Source organism: Yersinia fenwicki (assembly GCF_043099325.1).
Classification (GTDB): Bacteria; Pseudomonadota; Gammaproteobacteria; order Enterobacterales; family Enterobacteriaceae; genus Yersinia.
This window is the reverse complement of record NZ_CP170755.1, coordinates 2592582-2610039: the sequence shown is the minus strand read 5'-3', so window position 1 is coordinate 2610039 and position 17458 is coordinate 2592582. Positions and strand designations below refer to the sequence as shown.

The window sequence follows — 17458 nt, the reverse complement described above, 5'->3', positions numbered from 1 at the left end:
TGCTAATGAGTTACTTTTTTGTTTCCGTACTACAAGCCTTTTTACCTGTCGCGTTATTGCTGGGGCTGAGTTGGGTTTTTAGGCCCGCGCCGGCACTAAATCGCATCGTATGGATAACAATACTTATGGTAGTGGTGGGGATATGGGCCGGTACCCATTATCCTAAATCGCAGCAATTGCAGTTAGCTCTGGCAGGGGTTCAGCTCCTGGCATTGATATTATTTTTATTCAGTCAGTTTACTCCGAGCCGTGTATTAGGCTATTGCTGGCAGGCTTTACTGGTATTGGGGGCTGCATTTAATTGGGGAAATAACCCCAATCTGGGCGCTTTTACCAATACTCATGTGATTAATACTGATTTACTGCTTAATCTGGCCGCTATTGTGGCGGCATTTGCTTGGGTCGTCTTCAGTGCGGTATTGCTCTTGATGATGGTAAGGCAGTTGCGGTATATCCGCTGGCCGCTGCTGATTCTGTTAACGCTATTGCTGATTTTGCCTCTGAGTGGCGATGCAATCTTGTTATTGATCAAGTTGCAGGCCTTGCCGTTAACCAAATCTCTACTCAGTTATGTCGCTTTAGTGACCAATGGGCATGCCTGGTTGAGCTATGTTTGTGCGCTGTTATTGGCGATAACTACCCTGTGCTATTTAATACCGCTGCGCCATGCCAATGTGATAGTGGCTGAACATTCGGAGCCGATCGCGCGCCGTAAAGCTTTGGCCGATTACCGTAACGTACGCAGAATCTTTATTTTCTCCTTTCTGGCTTGGGTAGTGGTGTCTGGTGCCCAACTTTACTGGGATAAAGTCGCCTCTCAACCCCCTCAATTATCTGAAGCTTTACCCGTTACGCTAACCGCTGATGGTTTAGTTCATATTCCCGTCGAACAAGTGCGGGATGGAAAATTGCACCGTTTTGTCTGGGTTGCTGATGATGGAAAAGCTGTTCGCTTCTTTATTATTAACCGCTATCCCGATCGCTTGCGCCTGAGTGTGGTCTTTGACGCTTGCCTATTATGTGGTGATCAGGGTTATGTGATGGAGGGTAATCAGGTGATCTGTGTTGCCTGTGCGGTGCATATTTTCATTCCGTCTATCGGCAAAGCTGGGGGATGTAATCCGATCCCGCTGGAAGACTGGAAAAGCGATGATAAAGAGTTGGTTATTCCCAAAGCTTCTCTTGAAGCGGGCGTGAATTACTTCACGACGATTGTTACCTTAGACGTCATTGATCCAGTTGATAAAACTCACCTGACTAACCAAAAGGCTGAGTATAAATATAGTTATGGCGATAAAACCTACTTCTTCTCATCCGAGGCTAATTACAACCGCTTCCGCGAACATCCAGAGCAATTTGTCACCCCGGTACTCAGTGATGAAGACAGTGACTCACAGGAGAACCCGTAATTATGCTGTGGCGCATGCTCAAACAGTCTTGGTTGCGAAATGTCCGTCGTAAATCGCTGGCAGTATTCACGGTGTTTTTGGCCGCCGGACTTATTTCTTCATTACTGGCAGTGTCGATAGATATTGGCGATAAAATGTCGCGCGAACTGAAGTCTTATGGTGCCAATATTCTGATTGAGCCAGCCGGTCAGGTAGCATTACCATCCCTGTTTGGTGAGAAAAGTAACCCACTCACGGGCCAGGATTTTCTGGATCAAGCTGAATTACCCAATATCAAAGATATTTTTTGGCGTAACAATATTGTGGGTTTTGCCCCATTGCTGAGTGGGGAAACTGAGGTTAACGGTCAGGATATCCCGCTATTAGGTACCTATTTTAATCAGCCCGTTGATGTACCTGATGAAGAGGATTATCACACCGGTCAGCAAATTATTAGCCCTTATTGGCAAGTTAATGGTCACTGGCCGCAAGAGCCTGTCAAACCTGATGCCACAGAGGTAGAGGCTTTATTAGGTAAGCAACTAGCACAACAGACTGGTTGGAAAGTTGGTGATGAACTGAATCTCAACGGAGCTTCTGGCCCGATGAAAGTGAAGGTAAGTGGCGTGCTCAGCAGTGGTGGTGAAGAGGAAAGCCGCTTAGTGTTGCCACTGGCCGCAGTGCAATCACTGCTTGGTCTTCCGGGGAAGGTTCAGGCAATCCGAGTCTCGGCTCTGACGGTGCCGGAGAATGAACTATCGCGTAAAGCGCGCGAAAATCTGGACGCTCTTAACGCCGAAGAATATGACTTGTGGTACTGCACTGCTTACGTTTCTTCCATTGCTCATCAATTGGAAGAGGCAATATCCGGTTCAGTGGTGCGGCCTATCTGGCAAGTCGCCGCATCGGAAGGGGTGGTGATTGAAAAAATACAGCTATTGTTGGCGGTGGTGACATTGGCCGCATTGATTGCCGCAGCTATGGGGATCGCGTCGCTGATGACCAGCACGATTATGGAGCGGGCGAAAGAGATTGGTTTAATGAAAGCCTTGGGCGCTCGGCAATGGCAAATTCTGATGCTGTTCTATCTTGAAGCGGCAATCAGCGGCTTGATTGGCGGGCTGGCAGGTTGCCTGGCGGGGTGGGGATTGGCAAAAACCATCGGCCTGATGCTGTTTGGTGCACCGCTGAGCTTTGCCTGGATGGTGGTACCTTGTGTGCTGGTGATTTCTGTTTTAATTGCAGTGATTGGAACATGGTTCCCCGCTCGTCGCATCGCCCGTCTTTATCCGGTGGAGGTGCTCTATGGCCGTTAATCATCGGGCAATTCAGCATAAAGGGTTGGATGGCATGTTCTGGCGATTAGTGCTGCGTGCACTGCGCTTGCGCTTGCAACGAGTCAGTGTTGTCTTTGCAGCATTGACAGTTGGCGCGGCGATTGTCACGGCAATGTCGGCGGTATATTTCGATATTAATGCCAAAATGAGTCAGGAATTACGTACTTTTGGTGCGAATTTTTATATTGGCCCTGGGCATGGCAGCACATTTGAACAAGGGCGCTTCCAGCCAATCATTGATGCTGCGCCCAAAGGGCTGATCAATGCTTCAAGTCCCTATATTTATGGGATGGCGCGCACTGAGCTGGAAAAAGTGGTGCTGATGGGCGTGTGGTTTGAATCATTGCAACAGTTGGTCCCTTATTGGCAAGTGACCGGCAACTGGATTGGCGTTAGTTTTGATGATCGCAATGCCATGATTGGTGCCAAACTAGCCGAGCGTTTGCATGTCAAGGTGGGTGAGACTCTCACTTTGGTCAATGGTAGTGAACGCCAACGTTTGCAAGTTAAAGGTATTGTTGAGGCCGGCGACGCCACAGATAACATGTTGATCGTCAATCTGGAGTTGGCGCAAAAATGGCTCAACCAGCCGGGGCATATCAGTAATGCATTGCTGAGTGTCAGTAATGACGTAGGCCAGGTTGAAACCTTTGCCAGCCATCTTCGTGAGCAATATCCGGATCTTGAGATTAGGCCGATTCGTAAGGTTTCAGCTTCCGAAGGGCAGGTTCTCGACAAGATAAAAGGGCTGATGGGGTTGGTCTCTGTGGTTATCCTCATTTTGTCATCTCTATGCGTCAACACCACCTTAATGGCGATAGTGGGCGAGCGCTCAAAAGAGTTCGCTTTGCAAAAAGCACTGGGCGCCAGTGGCGGTGACATTATCCGCCAGATGTTAACCGAAACTTTGATTATCTCGCTGGCTGCTGCCATCTGCGGTGCATTGTTAGGTTATATATTGGCACAAGTGTTGGGGCAGACCGTATTCAGCGCGGCAATTGCTTTGCGTGCGCCGGTATTGCCGCTGACGCTGGTGTTGTCATTGTTAGTGGCCGCTGTGGCGGCAATTGTTCCCACGCGCCGGGCAATTCACATTGAACCCGCTAAAGTCCTGAAAGGAGAGTAGAAAATGACCTCATCACTATTACGGGTGCAACCTGAACACGACACCGATGCGGTTATTGAAACTCGGCATTTATACAAACGCTTTGGGCAAGTGACCGCACTGGACGATATTAATATCCGCATTAATCGTGGCGAGTTTGTGGCGATTATGGGGGCATCAGGTTCAGGTAAAACTACATTGATGAATATCCTGACCTGCCTGGATACCGTAACTGAAGGACAGGTATTGCTCGATGGGGTTGATGCTGCCGGCTTGGATGAAGAAGGGCGCAGGAAATTTCGAGCAGACAAGATCGGGTTGGTGTTCCAGCAATTCCACCTTATTCCTTATTTGACTGCGCTGGAGAACATTATGTTGGCGCAGCATTATCACAGTGTGGTGGATGAAGACGCGGCTCGCCAAGTCTTGGAACAAGTCGGGATGACGCCACGTATGAGTCACTTACCTAGTCAACTTTCGGGGGGTGAGCAGCAGCGGGTATGTATTGCGCGGGCGCTGGTCAATCAGCCACCCATTATTTTTGCTGATGAGCCTACGGGAAACCTTGACGAAGAGAATGAGCAGCGGGTATTGGATTTGTTAAACCATATCCATCGCCAAGGTAGAACCATTGTGATGGTGACCCATAACCCTGATTTAGGCTGTGTTGCTGACCGGATTATCCGCCTCCAGCACGGTAAATATCTTAATGAAGAGAGTAATCATCATGTGGCGTAAAACGGTCGGTTTATGCGCTTTACTGTTATTGCTGAGTGCTTGTAAGCAAGAAGAAGTTGCCTTGGGAGAAGTTGCACCCCAATTGGCGGCCTACGACCTGCAAGGCAAACCTGTTGCACTTGAACAGTGGAAAGGCAAGCAGGTTTACCTCAATTTCTGGTCAGCAAGCTGTGGTGGCTGCCTGGCTGAGATGGCGGCATTGGATAAACTAAGTCAACAATATCAGCAGGATATTGTGGTAGTGGCGATTAATACTGATCCGGAACAGGTGGATATTGCCCCAGTGCTGGCCCAGCGTAACATCAGTTATCCCGTCATTCGCGATCAACTGGGCATTACGCAGGAGCGCTATCAAGTCATTGGCACACCAACCTCTTTTATGATTGACCGTAACGGTAAGGTAACGGAGTTGCATCAAGGGGCGCGGGATGAGAAAGCGCTGGCCACATTGTTCCAACAATGGGCTGCGGGGGCATAATGAAAGTCTCGCTGCTGGCTGCGTGCATAATCGTGTTTAGTGCTGCTGCTCAGGCTGCCACTGACGGTGAACATATCTATAAACAAACTTGTTCAAGTTGTCATGGGCGTTTAGCCGATCGAAAAGGGCTGGATAAAGCACCTCCGCTGATATCGTTATCTCACAATGAAATTGTTGAGAGTCTAACCGCGCGGCGTGATGGCAAGATTGTCGGCAGAGGTAATAAGGCAAAAGCACATTTGACTGATGATGATATTCAAAAATTGGCAGACCATATTGAGAGCCTAAAAGCGGCTAAGTCCAAAATCCCATAGAGTTATTTTGCCCGATATTCTACTGATTTTATGAGTTAGATAAGTTGAAGCCTTGCTACTGATAAACTCCAATGACTCGATCTTGTAAGGTGAGGATAGGTAGAAGAGTAAAGTCTCTGCACCAAGGATGGCGAGGATCGAGACCCCAGGGAAGGGGTTACGGCGTCTTTACGTTCTGCCTGTTTTCACCGATACGAGCACTTTGTCATTAACCTCAAGTTTTGCTGCGAGCTCGCCTGGCAGGGCAGCTTCATTTAATGGTATTTATGCTGTACTATATGTTGCATATTAAATGCAACTTTAATTTATCTGAGGAATATTAGCATGGAAAATACATCAGCCTTGCTTTGCTATAAACAGTTACCTGTCTGGGAAAGCGCTGGCGTACCCGCGATGTTTCGTGAAAAGCACAATACCAAAGCTGGAACATGGGCCAAATTGACGATTCTGAGTGGGGAAATGGATTTTTTGATCCTTGATGAGTCGGGTAATACGCTGGAAAGGCACTCCTTCTCTTGTGAGAATCAGCCCCCCTTTATTGAACCACAAGTTTGGCACCGTATTGCCGCGTGTTCAGATGATTTAAAATGCCAACTCAGTTTTTATTGCACGCCAGAAGACTTTTACCATAAGAAATACAATTTAACACCGACTCATTCTGAAGTGATTGAGGCCGTGAAAACGGTGAAACCCGGAAAAGCGCTGGACTTAGGCTGTGGTTCTGGACGTAATTCGTTGTACCTGAATTTATTGGGTTTTGATGTGACTGCCGTAGATAAAAATGGCGACAGTATTAGTCATCTGCAACAGATCATTGAACAGGAAAAACGGCTGAACATTACCGCTAATACTTATAATATCAATGAAGCCAGCCTGGATAATCGCTACGATTTTATTCTTTCAACCGTCGTATTAATGTTTCTACAGCCAGAAAGAATCCCATATATTATCAATAACATGCAAAACTGCACCTTACCTGGTGGCTATAACCTGATTATCTCCGCGATGTCGACTGATGACTTCCCTTGTACAGTACCTTTTTCCTTCACATTAAAAGCGGGTGAATTGCGCCATTACTATAAAGATTGGGACATCATGAAATACAACGAAGATGTTGGGCAATTGCATAAAACCGATGCACATGGTAACCGGATAAAACTGCGTTTTGCGACTCTGCTTGCAAAAAAACCATAATGACACTGACTGCTTAGTAAGATTCAACGCTCCGCTGGGTAATGTCTTATTTAGCGGGGCGGTAAATCGGGTTCATCACGTAATCGACCGACAATATAATCAATAAAGACACGAAGTTTGGCGGGCAAATAGCGTGTTGGAGGATAGAGTAACCATAAACCGCCGCTGTATGAGCTGATAAAGCGCCATTCGGGTAATACCTGTACTAGCTGTCGGTTCTGCAAGGCAGTTCTGGCGGTAAAATAGGGCAAACTGCCAATACCGATATGTTGCAATACTGCATCTAGTCTGACACCGGTGTGGTTCGCGGCGTAGCGGCCCTTTACTGCGACCGTGATAGCCTTAGTTCCTTGACGAAACTTCCAACGCGCGTCCCCCGGTGTTTCTCCGAGATAAATGCAACTGTGTTGAGCTAAATCATGGGGGTGCAGCGGCATACCGTGGGTAGCAAGATATTCAGGGGTTGCGCACAGTAGGTGTTCGATATTCATCAGTTGCCGCCCGACCATCCCCGGTGGGGGTTGATCAGTAATCCGAATGGCCAAATCCACATTTTCATCAATCAAATCGACATAGCGATCATCCAATATCAGCTGCACATCTATTTTACTATAGCGCTGTAAAAATTCAGACATATGAGGATGGACCACAAATCGACCCACCGCTTTTGGCACACTGACGCGGATAAGCCCTTCCCGTTCCTGACTATATTGGCCGCTGATCTCCATCACCGAGTTAGCGGCATTGAGCATGGTATTACAGCGTATAAAAACTTCTTCACCGCTTTCGCTTAAACGCAATTTACGCGTCGTGCGCTGCAATAAACGGGTTGCCAGTGCTTTTTCAAGCCGACTGACGCTGCGGCTAATCGCTGAAGGTGAAACCCCTAATTGGCGGGCGACAGTTGAAAAACTGCCAGTTTCGACGACCTTAACAAAAATAGCCATTTCACTCAGTAAAGCTAGCGGCAGATTTGTGCTCACAGCGCAATAGTCCTTTGAGTATGTAACGGATTATCACATCAGACTGACATCAATATAATCATAATGGAAATGATAAAAGGATAATGTTTATGACGACGCGTCTATTTTTTGAGAATGATACGCTGACAATGGATGTTGATGTACTGAGCTGTACGCCGGATGGCGAGGCGTTTGCCGTGACATTGCTGGAGACTATTTTCCATCCACAAGGTGGGGGGCAACCTTCTGATACCGGTTATATAGGCGATAATGAGGTGTTGCGGGTTGTTCAGCAGCAGGATCAATTAATTCATTATCTGGCGAAGCCCATCGTACCGGGGACTCATTATGCTCATGTGGATAATGAGCGCCGCCTGTTAAATACGCGTATGCATTCAGCAGGGCATCTTATCGGGAATATTGGTGAAGGTTATGGTTGGAAGCCAGTAAAAGCACATCACTGGCCGGGAGAAGGGCGAGTGTCATTTAAACGGACACAGAACCCACAGGTACTTGATATTGATATTATTCAGGCAGCGTTGGCGCAATTTATCCGGCAAGATTTACCACGAAAAATTTCAGTACAAGGCAATTTCCGCGAAGTTGGTTTTGGTGATTTATCAGCCTATGCTTGTGGTGGTACCCATGTTGGTTCATTACGTGAACTGGGTAAGGTGACTGTACAGTCGATTTCGGAGAAGAAAGGCGTTATGTCAGTCAATTATCGGGTTGATTAACCTGCGAAGATAAAAGGCATAAGTAATTTCTGAGATGACTTGGACGGATGATTATTTAGCATTTAATGCTGTTGATAATTATTAATTAACTTCATTGATAATCATTATCACTGAGTGTAATAATATCATCCATATGAGTTCCGTGGAGTATGGATTGTGGCGAATGCAGCTGAAGTGATTTACCCTTCAACAACTGCGATTTCTGATGAAATCGTCAGTTTGTTCGCCCGCACATTCGTGCACTTCTCAGAATCGTTTTATGTTGATGCGGTAGATATACCCCAAGATAGTGTATTGCTTGAGCAGTGGTCGGCTGAAAATAGTCTGCCAGTATTGATGCAAAACTATGAGAGTCACTATTACAGCGATATTGGACTTAATCCAAATCACAAAGCTCTGTATTCATTATGGGGACAATGGTATTTCGGGTTGGTTATCCCCCCAATGATCTTGATGTTACTGGCATTACCTGCAGCGATTGATACCCGCCCGGAGAGAGTACACATTAAATTTCACGCAACAGGGCGGCCTGAAGCTATCTACTACCAACACGACTGGTTAGATAAATCACCGTCATCTTTACTACAACGGCTCTATTTATTACTCGATCATCATATTATTCCTGTTATGAAGAGGATAGAACGTCAGCCAAAAGCCAATATCCGTCTGATATGGAATAACATAGGGTATCTGATGTTTTGGTATTTGCGCGAATTCGCAAATAAGTTAGGCCCAATTGAAGGCTATGACGCCATTATTGACAACCTTTTTCTCACCTCAAACTTGCCTGATGGGCGAGATAATCCGCTCTATCGTACTGTTATTATACGTAATGGGGAGATGGAACGCCGTACTTGCTGCCAACGTAATAAACTTCCTGGTGTTGGCAGTTGCCTTGATTGCCCGTTAGAATCTCGCCCATAACCGGTATATCATTGAGCTTACAGATTAAAGTAAGCCCTCAAGGATATTTCGGTGAATAAAGAAAAAATTGCTCATTTAAATATGGTCAGTCGCAAAGCTCGTATGGTCATGGAGCGAGAAGGGCTTGATGCTTTGGTTGTCACCGTTTGCGATAATTTCTATTACTTGACTGGTTTTGCCAGTTTCTTTATGTATACCTTTCGGCATACCGGTGCCGCTGTCGCGATTATGTTTCGTGATGAAAGCATTCCATCTCAAATCATCATGAATGAGTTTGAAGCTGCCAGTACGCATTTTGATATGCCCAATATGGCGCTGAAAACCTTCCCAGTGTGGGTGGATGTTGATGACCCGCGCAACCCACTGAATCATCAGAAAAAACTCGAACGTCCTATTGGCCCACCTATCGAGGCTGTTTTTGGTCTGGTGAAAGATGCCCTTGAGAGCGCAGGAGTATTGGATAAGACCATTGCTATTGAATTACAGGCTATGTCTAACGGCGGTAAACGTGTGTTAGATAAAGTTGCTCCTGGGCTGAAGTTGGTTGATTCGACCGCGCTATTCAATGAAATACGAATGATTAAAAACTCGTGGGAGATTCAGCATCTACGGAAAAGTGCTGAAATCACCGAGTTTGGTATTGCCAGCGCGGCTAAGCATATCCGTGTGGGGTGCACTGCTGCTGAATTGACCGCTGCATTTAAAGCTGCCGTCATGACTTTCCCTGAGACTAATGTCTCTCGCTTTAATCTTATTTCAGTTGGTGATAATTTCTCACCTAAGATGTTCCCTGATGGGATCCCGGCAAAGCTCGGTGACTTAATTAAGTTCGACTGTGGAGTCGATGTGGCGGGTTATGGTGCCGATCTTGCCAGAACATTTGTCTTGGGTGAGCCAGATGAACTCACACAACGTATATATAACACTATCCGAATTGGCCATGAACATATGCTCTCAATGGTAGCTCCGGGGGTTAAGTTAAAAGACGTGTTTGATAGCACCATGGATGTGATCAAAAATTCCGGTTTACCGCATTATAATCGTGGTCATCTTGGCCACGGTGATGGTGTATTTTTGGGGCTTGAAGAAGCGCCCTTTGTTAGTACATTGGCAACGGAAACATTTCGGCCAGGCATGGTGCTAAGTCTGGAAACACCTTATTACGGTATCGGAATTGGCTCGATTATGCTGGAAGACATGATTCTCATTACCAATGACGGTTACGAGTTTTTAAGCAAATTGGATCGCGATTTACGCCGCTATAATTAAATTGTGCGTAACTTCTCATTTTTATGAATTAAATTCATTCCTAAATAGACTCTCGTATTTTTAATAGAGTCTATTTTTAATTTTAAGAATGATATATTTAATGAGATGAATATAATAAAATATCCATATAAAATATGGGGTTGAAGTATGATTGTGATTTGATTTTTTGGCAATGCTATTGCGTTAACTCAACAGGCAATTTAAATCACTCTATTTTCTATTATAATGATTATGACATTTTCGCTATATCTTTATTACAGAAGTTCGCTAGGTGTCAGTTTAGGAAATCCTTTAGAGAGTCAAAATTTTAAGTAGCAAATTTCTCCATAACACGCCTGAAACCGCGCCACACGCACTTTTCTTCAGAATACTGTATCGTCGCATTTGCTTAGTAAAAATATTTAGTCTTTAAATTTCACTTACTATTAGCATTTTTCACTAAGAATAATCCTAATGCAATCTAAATTAACGTCCATTCTACTTTTCTGCCTCTATTAATCGCTGGAATAACAATATTCTATAATAATTACGCAATAGTATTTTCTTTCAACTATCCTATGTAACATGCTGTAATACATTCCAAGGACTTCATTTCATCATAATTCCATAATGAAAAATGGATGTTCGTGAAGTAGCTTTTCTTGAAAATCAAACAAGTTGCTGGCTTAAGGGTTATATAATGTATAACGCATTCACGACACTTCTGCGCCCGCTGCACCGGCACAGAATTACTTTATTAGCGCTATTAATTTCCGGTCTTTCCGTTAATCCAGCTTTGGCAGAAACACAGTATGATTCATTGATCATCAAAGCCAGAGCAGGGGATACCGCGCCGGTACTTGATTATTTACAAAAAGAATCTAAAGCCGGGCCGCTTAATAGTGGTCAGGTTGATGACTGGCTACAAATCGCAGGTTGGGCTGGGCGTGATCAGGAGGTCATCGATGTTTACGAAAGATATCACTCCTCGGTGAATCTCTCCTCGCGTGGACTGGCCTCTGCCGCGCGAGCATATCGCAATGAAAAACGTTGGGATCAAGCTCTGGCGCTGTGGCAAAGCAGTTTGAAGAAAGACCCCACCAACCCTGATCTCATTACCGGTATGATCATGACGCAGGCTGATTCCGGCCGTGGTGGTGTGGCGTTACAACAGGCAAAAGAGTTGGCTGAGCGTAACCCTTCCGCACAAAATTATATGACCCTGTCATATCTCAATCGAGCCACTAATCGTAATTATGATGCGTTGCAGGCCTCCAGTGAGGCGGTACGGTTGGCACCTGAATCTGAGGAGATATTAAAAAATCACCTCGAGATTTTACAGCGAAATCGTATTGCTGACCCGGCATTGCAGTTGGCCAGAGAAAACCCGAAATTAGTGACGGCTGAGCAGTATCGACAACTTGAAAGAGATGCGGCGGCTGAGCAAGTTCGTATGGCTGTATTGCCAACACGCAGTGAAACTGAGCGTTTTTATATTGCTGATCAAGCCTTAGCGGACTATCAGGATTTGTTAGCGCGCTGGAGTAAAGACCCTGATGCACAGTCAGATTATCAACGGGCGCGTATTGACAGACTCGGCGCATTATTGGTGCGTCGTAACACCGCAGAGTTGATTAAAGAGTATGAAAGTATGGAAGCTGAGGGCTATAAAATGCCTGACTATGCCCGCCGTTGGGCCGCTTCTGCTTATATTGATCGCCGAATGCCAGAAAAAGCCGCGCCAATCCTCACCAGTCTCTATTACGCCGACGGAAAAACATTCCGCAATAGTGATGATTTGCTTGATGCTGATGATCTCTATTACGCATTGAATGAAAGTGAGCAATTGGATAAGGCTCATCAATTCGCCAAGAACTACAGCGAGCAAACACCTTATCAGCTGGGGGTTTATGGCCTGCCAGGTAAAGAGCCAAATGACGATTGGATGGAAGGCCAGACCTTGCTAGTTCAATCTTTGGTCGCACTGAATGATTTGCCCGCCGCCCAGAAAAAACTGGAGACGCTATCCAGCACCGCACCTGCTAACCAGAACTTACGTATTGCCTTGGCGGGTGTTTATCTGGCCAGAGATTTACCGCGCAAGGCTGAGCAAGAGCTGAAAGCAGTGGAGTCATTAGCACCACGTAGCCTTATTCTGGAACGTGCGCAAGCCGAAACAGCGATGGATTTGCAGGAATGGCGTCAGATGGAATTGCTAACTGATGATGTTATTGCACGATCCCCGGAAGATGTCCCTTCGCAAGAGTTAGACCGGCAACGCAAAGTTCATAATATGTATGAATTGCGTATTTCAAGTAACCGCACGCTCTCGTCCAATAGCCCAGTGAGTGGCAATAAGGACTATGGTGTCGAGACTCTATTATATAGCCCACCTATAGCTGACAACTGGCGTATTTTTGGTGGCGGCGACTATAACAATGCGCAATTTGAAGAAGGTAAGGGCATCAACCGTATTATGCGCCTTGGCGGAGAGTGGACTTCACGTGATGTCTGGGCTGAGGCTGAAGTGAATAACCAGAATTACGGTTTTGGTAATAAGACCGGTTTCCGTTTAGCAAGCTGGTACGATTTTAACGACCACTGGCGTGTGGGTGGGCAGGTGGAGCGACTGGCGAAAGATACTCCGCTGCGCGCCATGAAAAATAATATTACGGCTAACAGTGCCTCTGCCTTTGTGTTGTGGAAAGGTGATGATCGGCGTGATTTAGAATTCCACGTGACGCCATCAGATTACTCTGACGGTAACAAACGTTGGGAATACGAGCTTAACGGGCGTCAGCGTATCTGGACTGGGCCTTATCTGACAGCTGATTTCAATTTGGGCTTAGCAGCCAGCACTAACACCAAAGAAGACGTGATTTATTACAACCCGAAAAGGGATTTCACTTATCTTCCTGCGGTAACCCTGAATCATATTATGTATCGCCATTATAAAACTATCTGGAGCCAGCAAGTGCAACTTGGTGTGGGCGGCTACTGGGAGAAAAACTACGGTAATGGCCTGGTCACTACGGCAAGTTACGGGCAGCGAGTTCAGTGGAATGATGTCGTCGATACAGGGTTAGCAATTACCTACGATAAGCGCCCCTATGATGGTGTCCGTGAACATGACCTCTCACTTGCTTTCGATTTGAATTACCGTTTCTAAGGGAAGTCGCTATGGCGAAGATACTATTTTTTATCCGGATACTTGTAGTTGGAATGATAACGTTGCTGGCTTCCGTTTGTTATGCAGAGAAACCGGTATTTGTTCCACCTGCCGAACGCGCATTGCCGCTCAGTGAAAGGCCGTGGCAGAAGAATACGTTTGTGGTCATTGCTTATCATGATGTTGAAGATGAGTCAGCAGACCAGCGCTATTTGTCGGTAAGAAGTAGCGCATTAAGTGAACAACTGGCCTGGTTAAAGGACAACCGCTACAACGTCGTTTCCGTCGATCAAATTCTGGCAGCACGCAATGGTGGCACTCCCTTACCTAATAAGGCTGTTTTACTGACATTCGATGATGGCTATAGCAGTTTCTATAACCGCGTTTATCCATTATTAGAAGCCAATAATTTGAGCGCAGTATTGGCTCCCGTTGGGACGTGGATCGATACACCACCCAATAAAAAAGTGGATTTTGGTGGTTTAAGCACTGACAGGGATCGTTTCCTCACGTGGAAACAGATAACTGAAATGTCTAAGTCAAAGCTGATTGAGATCGGCGCGCATACTTATGCTTCACACTATGGGGTGATTGCCAACCCACAAGGAAACACTGAACCGGCAGCAGCCAACCTGATTTATGATCCCAAGACCAAAAAGTATGAGACTGAAGCTGCATTTAAGCAGCGGATGGAAAAAGACATTTCCTTAATAACTGAACGCATTACTAAAGCGACCGGTAAGCAGCCGCGGGTTTGGGTGTGGCCATACGGCGCGCCAAATGGCACTGTGCTTAAAATCTTGCGCCAACATGGCTACCAAATGGCGATGACATTGGAGCCGGGTATTGGCAACGTCAATGATCTGATGAATATTCCACGTATTCTGATCAGTAATAATCCGTCATTGAAAGATTTCGCCCAGCTTGTCACGTTAGTGCAGGAAAAAGACATTATGCGGGTGGCGCATGTCGATTTGGATTATCTCTACGATCCCGATCCGGTACAGGAAAAGGAAAATCTGGATAAATTAGTCCAGCGGATTTCCGATTTACGTGTCACTACCGTATTTTTACAAGCATTTTCTGACCCGAAAGGGGATGGTAATATTCGCCAGGTTTACTTCCCGAACCGCTGGATCCCGATGCGTCAGGACTTATTTAACCGAGTTGCATGGCAATTAGCTTCTCGTCCGGATGTTAACGTTTATGCCTGGATGCCGGTATTGGCATTTGAGATGGACTCCTCTTTACCCCGTATTCAGCGTATTGATCCGAAAACCGGTAAGACCAGCATCGATCCGGACCAGTATCGTCGCCTGTCACCGTTTAACCCTGAAGTTCGGCAGCGCATCATCGATATCTATCGCGATATGGCCTATAGCGCACCAATTGATGGCATTCTTTATCACGACGACGCAGTCATGTCTGACTTTGAAGATGCTTCACCCGATGCTATTGGCGCATATGAAAAAGCCGGTTTCCCAGGTTCCATTGCAGAAATACGCAAAGACCCGGAAACGATGGCCCGCTGGACACGTTATAAGAGTAAATATTTGGTTGATTTCACCAATGAATTGACCCGTCAGGTCCGTGATATTCGTGGCCCGCAAGTCAAATCAGCCCGTAATATATTCGCTATGCCGATTTTAGAACCGGAAAGCGAAGCATGGTTTGCGCAAAATCTTGATGACTTCCTGGCTAACTATGATTGGGTTGCCCCGATGGCAATGCCATTAATGGAGAAGGTGCCGTTATCAGAGTCTAACGAATGGCTAGCGCAACTGGTGAATAAAGTTGCGCAGCGCCCAGGGGCACTGAATAAAACTGTTTTTGAACTGCAATCGAAAGACTGGACCAAACCAGAAGGCAGTAATGCCATCAGTGGCCCAATACTGGCAGGATGGATGCGCCAGTTGCAGTTAAATGGCGCGCAAAATTTTGGTTACTATCCGGATAACTTTATCACTGGCGAACCACCGCTAAAAGATGTCCGCCCTGTGCTATCTTCTGCCTGGTATCCCTTATATGATCGATAGAATTATTGCATTACTCATCCTATGCCTGGTGCTGAGTATTCCCGCGGGAATGATCTTGCTCTTTACCGGCGACGTGTTGCTGAATTTTGTCTTCTTCTATCCGCTGTTTATGTCCGGTATTTGGATAACGGGTGGTGTCTATTTCTGGCTAACGCGAGAAAGACACTGGCCATGGGGCGATGATGTGCCGCCCCCAGAGCTGAAAGGTAACCCGCTGGTGTCAATTTTAATCCCTTGTTTTAATGAGGGGCTGAATGCGCGGGAAACTATCCACGCAGCGCTGGCACAGACTTACACCAATATCGAAGTGATCGCTATCAACGATGGTTCCAGTGATGATACTGCGCAAGTGCTGGATGCCTTATTGGCTGAAGACCCGCGTTTGCGTGTTATTCATCTGGCTCATAATCAGGGCAAAGCTATTGCCTTGCGGATGGGGGCAGCGGCGGCGCGCAGTGAATATCTGGTGTGTATTGATGGTGATGCTTTATTGGACAGTAAGGCAGTGCCTTATCTGGTCGCGCCATTAGTTGCTAACCCTCGAACCGGTGCGGTAACAGGGAATCCGCGCATCCGTACCCGTTCTACTCTGATTGGCCGAGTTCAGGTAGGGGAGTTCTCTTCTATCATTGGGCTGATTAAACGAACTCAACGGGTTTACGGGCAAGTCTTTACCGTTTCTGGCGTAGTGGCTGCTTTTCGCCGTAGAGCATTGGCGGATGTCGGTTACTGGAGTCCGGATATGATAACTGAAGATATTGATATCAGCTGGAAACTCCAGATAAGACATTGGTCAGTATTCTTTGAACCACGGGGCCTGTGCTGGATTTTGATGCCAGAAACCTTAGGGGGGCTGTGGAAGCAGCGCCTACGCTGGGCGCAGGGTGGGGCAGAGGTTTTCCTGAAGAATATGTTCAAGCTATGGCGCTGGCGTAATCGTCGGATGTGGCTATTGTTCCTTGAATACTCACTGTCTATCACTTGGGCCTTTACTTATCTGTTCAGTATCATCCTGTTCCTGCTGGGTCTGGTTATTACCTTACCACCAGGCATTCATGTGCAGGCCGTGTTCCCGCCCGCCTTTACCGGCATGGTATTGGCACTGACTTGCCTGTTGCAGTTTGCTATCAGTTTGGTGATTGAACGGCGCTATGAGCCTAAACTGGGTAGTTCACTATTTTGGATTATCTGGTACCCAATGGTTTATTGGATGCTAAGTTTGTTTACCACCGTTGTTTCGTTCCCAAAAGTCATGCTGAACACCAAACGTAAACGTGCGCGCTGGGTCAGTCCAGATCGCGGGATCGGGAGGGTTAAACCATGAGTGCGCCTCTAATTCATACTGAGCAGCGGCTGCTACCGCGCTTAATTGATATTATGATTACCGCTTTGGCCTGGTTCGGTTTTATCTTCCTGCTTGTGAAGGGCTTTTTGGATATAATCCACCGCGCCCCAAACATGGGGCCGATCCCGTTCAGAATGTATATTTTGGCTGGTCTGACGACGTTGGTGTTATATGCAGCCATTGCGGCATTTAATGCCATTGTGCTTATTGTTTGGGCCAAATATAACCAGATACGTTTTCAGGTTGAGCGCCGTGGGCACCGTCCTCATTTGGGTGACGATGAACTTGCCGATAGCATGGAAATGACTGGGGAGATGATTGCCCAATTAAAAGCCAGTTCGTGCCTTACCTTGTACAACGATGAGCATGGGCAACTGTTGGAAGTCAAAGAAGGGTTACAACTTCCCGAAGTCGCACCGGTCATTAATTTGCGGCGAGGGTGATAAGTAATCACCGCTGAATACCTGATAGCAGGCTACCTTG

The 17458-nt window shown here is 46.5% G+C and carries 15 protein-coding genes; 14 read left to right on the top strand and 1 reads right to left on the bottom strand.

The window, feature by feature from the left end:
- The first annotated feature begins 5 nt into the window (after positions 1–5).
- From ACF3VQ_RS12030 to tehB, 7 genes are all read left to right on the top strand, one after another.
- On the top strand, positions 6–1409 hold the full coding sequence (locus ACF3VQ_RS12030) for a Fe-S-containing protein (RefSeq protein WP_392431103.1): 1404 nt from the start codon (positions 6–8) through the stop codon (positions 1407–1409).
- 2 nt (positions 1410–1411) lie between these two features.
- Complete coding sequence (locus ACF3VQ_RS12025; protein WP_392431102.1) at positions 1412–2704, top strand: ABC transporter permease; 1293 nt, start codon at positions 1412–1414, stop codon at positions 2702–2704.
- 34 nt (positions 2705–2738) lie between these two features.
- Complete coding sequence (locus ACF3VQ_RS12020) at positions 2739–3851, top strand: ABC transporter permease (protein WP_392435555.1); 1113 nt, start codon at positions 2739–2741, stop codon at positions 3849–3851.
- Between the two features lie 3 nt (positions 3852–3854).
- Entirely contained in the window at positions 3855–4568 is a 714-nt protein-coding gene (locus tag ACF3VQ_RS12015; RefSeq protein WP_392431100.1) for an ABC transporter ATP-binding protein, read from the top strand.
- The gene (locus ACF3VQ_RS12010; protein ID WP_392431099.1) at positions 4558–5046 is read left to right on the top strand and encodes a TlpA family protein disulfide reductase; all 489 of its coding nucleotides are present in this window, start codon (positions 4558–4560) and stop codon (positions 5044–5046) included. Before ACF3VQ_RS12015 ends, ACF3VQ_RS12010 begins: the two co-directional genes overlap by 11 nt.
- Positions 5046–5360, top strand: coding sequence for a c-type cytochrome (locus tag ACF3VQ_RS12005; protein ID WP_392431097.1), 315 nt, complete (start codon positions 5046–5048; stop codon positions 5358–5360). The genes ACF3VQ_RS12010 and ACF3VQ_RS12005 overlap by 1 nt, the downstream gene beginning before the upstream one ends.
- Before the next feature lie 324 nt (positions 5361–5684).
- Positions 5685–6554, top strand: a complete 870-nt coding sequence (tehB, locus tag ACF3VQ_RS12000; protein ID WP_392431095.1) for an SAM-dependent methyltransferase TehB — start codon at positions 5685–5687, stop codon at positions 6552–6554.
- 50 nt (positions 6555–6604) lie between these two features.
- Here tehB and ACF3VQ_RS11995 read toward each other — a convergent pair whose 3' ends face one another.
- The gene (locus ACF3VQ_RS11995) at positions 6605–7537 is read right to left on the bottom strand and encodes a LysR substrate-binding domain-containing protein (protein WP_392431093.1); all 933 of its coding nucleotides are present in this window, start codon (positions 7535–7537) and stop codon (positions 6605–6607) included.
- A gap of 89 nt (positions 7538–7626) precedes the next feature.
- On the opposite strand from ACF3VQ_RS11995, the gene ACF3VQ_RS11990 reads away from it, so the two are divergent.
- From ACF3VQ_RS11990 to pgaD, 7 genes are all read left to right on the top strand, one after another.
- Positions 7627–8253: an alanyl-tRNA editing protein gene (locus ACF3VQ_RS11990; protein ID WP_392431091.1), complete on the top strand. Its 627-nt coding sequence runs from the start codon at positions 7627–7629 to the stop codon at positions 8251–8253.
- Positions 8254–8409: 156 nt separating this feature from the next.
- A complete protein-coding gene (gene fhuF / locus ACF3VQ_RS11985; RefSeq protein ID WP_392431089.1) occupies positions 8410–9177 on the top strand; it encodes a siderophore-iron reductase FhuF in 768 nt (255 codons plus the stop codon).
- A gap of 51 nt (positions 9178–9228) precedes the next feature.
- Complete coding sequence (locus ACF3VQ_RS11980) at positions 9229–10446, top strand: M24 family metallopeptidase (protein WP_392431087.1); 1218 nt, start codon at positions 9229–9231, stop codon at positions 10444–10446.
- Positions 10447–11125: 679 nt separating this feature from the next.
- Entirely contained in the window at positions 11126–13594 is a 2469-nt protein-coding gene (pgaA, locus tag ACF3VQ_RS11975; protein ID WP_392431085.1) for a poly-beta-1,6 N-acetyl-D-glucosamine export porin PgaA, read from the top strand.
- An 11-nt stretch (positions 13595–13605) separates the two neighbouring features.
- The gene (gene pgaB / locus ACF3VQ_RS11970; protein ID WP_392431083.1) at positions 13606–15630 is read left to right on the top strand and encodes a poly-beta-1,6-N-acetyl-D-glucosamine N-deacetylase PgaB; all 2025 of its coding nucleotides are present in this window, start codon (positions 13606–13608) and stop codon (positions 15628–15630) included.
- Complete coding sequence (gene pgaC, locus ACF3VQ_RS11965; RefSeq protein WP_392431081.1) at positions 15620–16954, top strand: poly-beta-1,6-N-acetyl-D-glucosamine synthase; 1335 nt, start codon at positions 15620–15622, stop codon at positions 16952–16954. Before pgaB ends, pgaC begins: the two co-directional genes overlap by 11 nt.
- Positions 16951–17418, top strand: coding sequence for a poly-beta-1,6-N-acetyl-D-glucosamine biosynthesis protein PgaD (gene pgaD / locus ACF3VQ_RS11960; RefSeq protein ID WP_392431079.1), 468 nt, complete (start codon positions 16951–16953; stop codon positions 17416–17418). Before pgaC ends, pgaD begins: the two co-directional genes overlap by 4 nt.
- Positions 17419–17458 lie beyond the last annotated feature (40 nt).

What these genes read in the sequence shown, in the direction of transcription:
- ACF3VQ_RS12030 (WP_392431103.1), top strand. Translation starts at nt 6, where the DNA reads ATGAGTTACTTTTTTGTTTCCGTACTACAAGCCTTTTTACCTGTCGCG.
- ACF3VQ_RS12025 (WP_392431102.1), top strand. Translation starts at nt 1,412, where the DNA reads ATGCTGTGGCGCATGCTCAAACAGTCTTGGTTGCGAAATGTCCGTCGT.
- ACF3VQ_RS12020 (WP_392435555.1), top strand. Translation starts at nt 2,739, where the DNA reads ATGTTCTGGCGATTAGTGCTGCGTGCACTGCGCTTGCGCTTGCAACGA.
- ACF3VQ_RS12015 (WP_392431100.1), top strand. Translation starts at nt 3,855, where the DNA reads ATGACCTCATCACTATTACGGGTGCAACCTGAACACGACACCGATGCG.
- ACF3VQ_RS12010 (WP_392431099.1), top strand. Translation starts at nt 4,558, where the DNA reads ATGTGGCGTAAAACGGTCGGTTTATGCGCTTTACTGTTATTGCTGAGT.
- ACF3VQ_RS12005 (WP_392431097.1), top strand. Translation starts at nt 5,046, where the DNA reads ATGAAAGTCTCGCTGCTGGCTGCGTGCATAATCGTGTTTAGTGCTGCT.
- tehB (WP_392431095.1), top strand. Translation starts at nt 5,685, where the DNA reads ATGGAAAATACATCAGCCTTGCTTTGCTATAAACAGTTACCTGTCTGG.
- ACF3VQ_RS11990 (WP_392431091.1), top strand. Translation starts at nt 7,627, where the DNA reads ATGACGACGCGTCTATTTTTTGAGAATGATACGCTGACAATGGATGTT.
- pgaA (WP_392431085.1), top strand. Translation starts at nt 11,126, where the DNA reads ATGTATAACGCATTCACGACACTTCTGCGCCCGCTGCACCGGCACAGA.
- pgaB (WP_392431083.1), top strand. Translation starts at nt 13,606, where the DNA reads ATGGCGAAGATACTATTTTTTATCCGGATACTTGTAGTTGGAATGATA.
- pgaC (WP_392431081.1), top strand. Translation starts at nt 15,620, where the DNA reads ATGATCGATAGAATTATTGCATTACTCATCCTATGCCTGGTGCTGAGT.
- pgaD (WP_392431079.1), top strand. Translation starts at nt 16,951, where the DNA reads ATGAGTGCGCCTCTAATTCATACTGAGCAGCGGCTGCTACCGCGCTTA.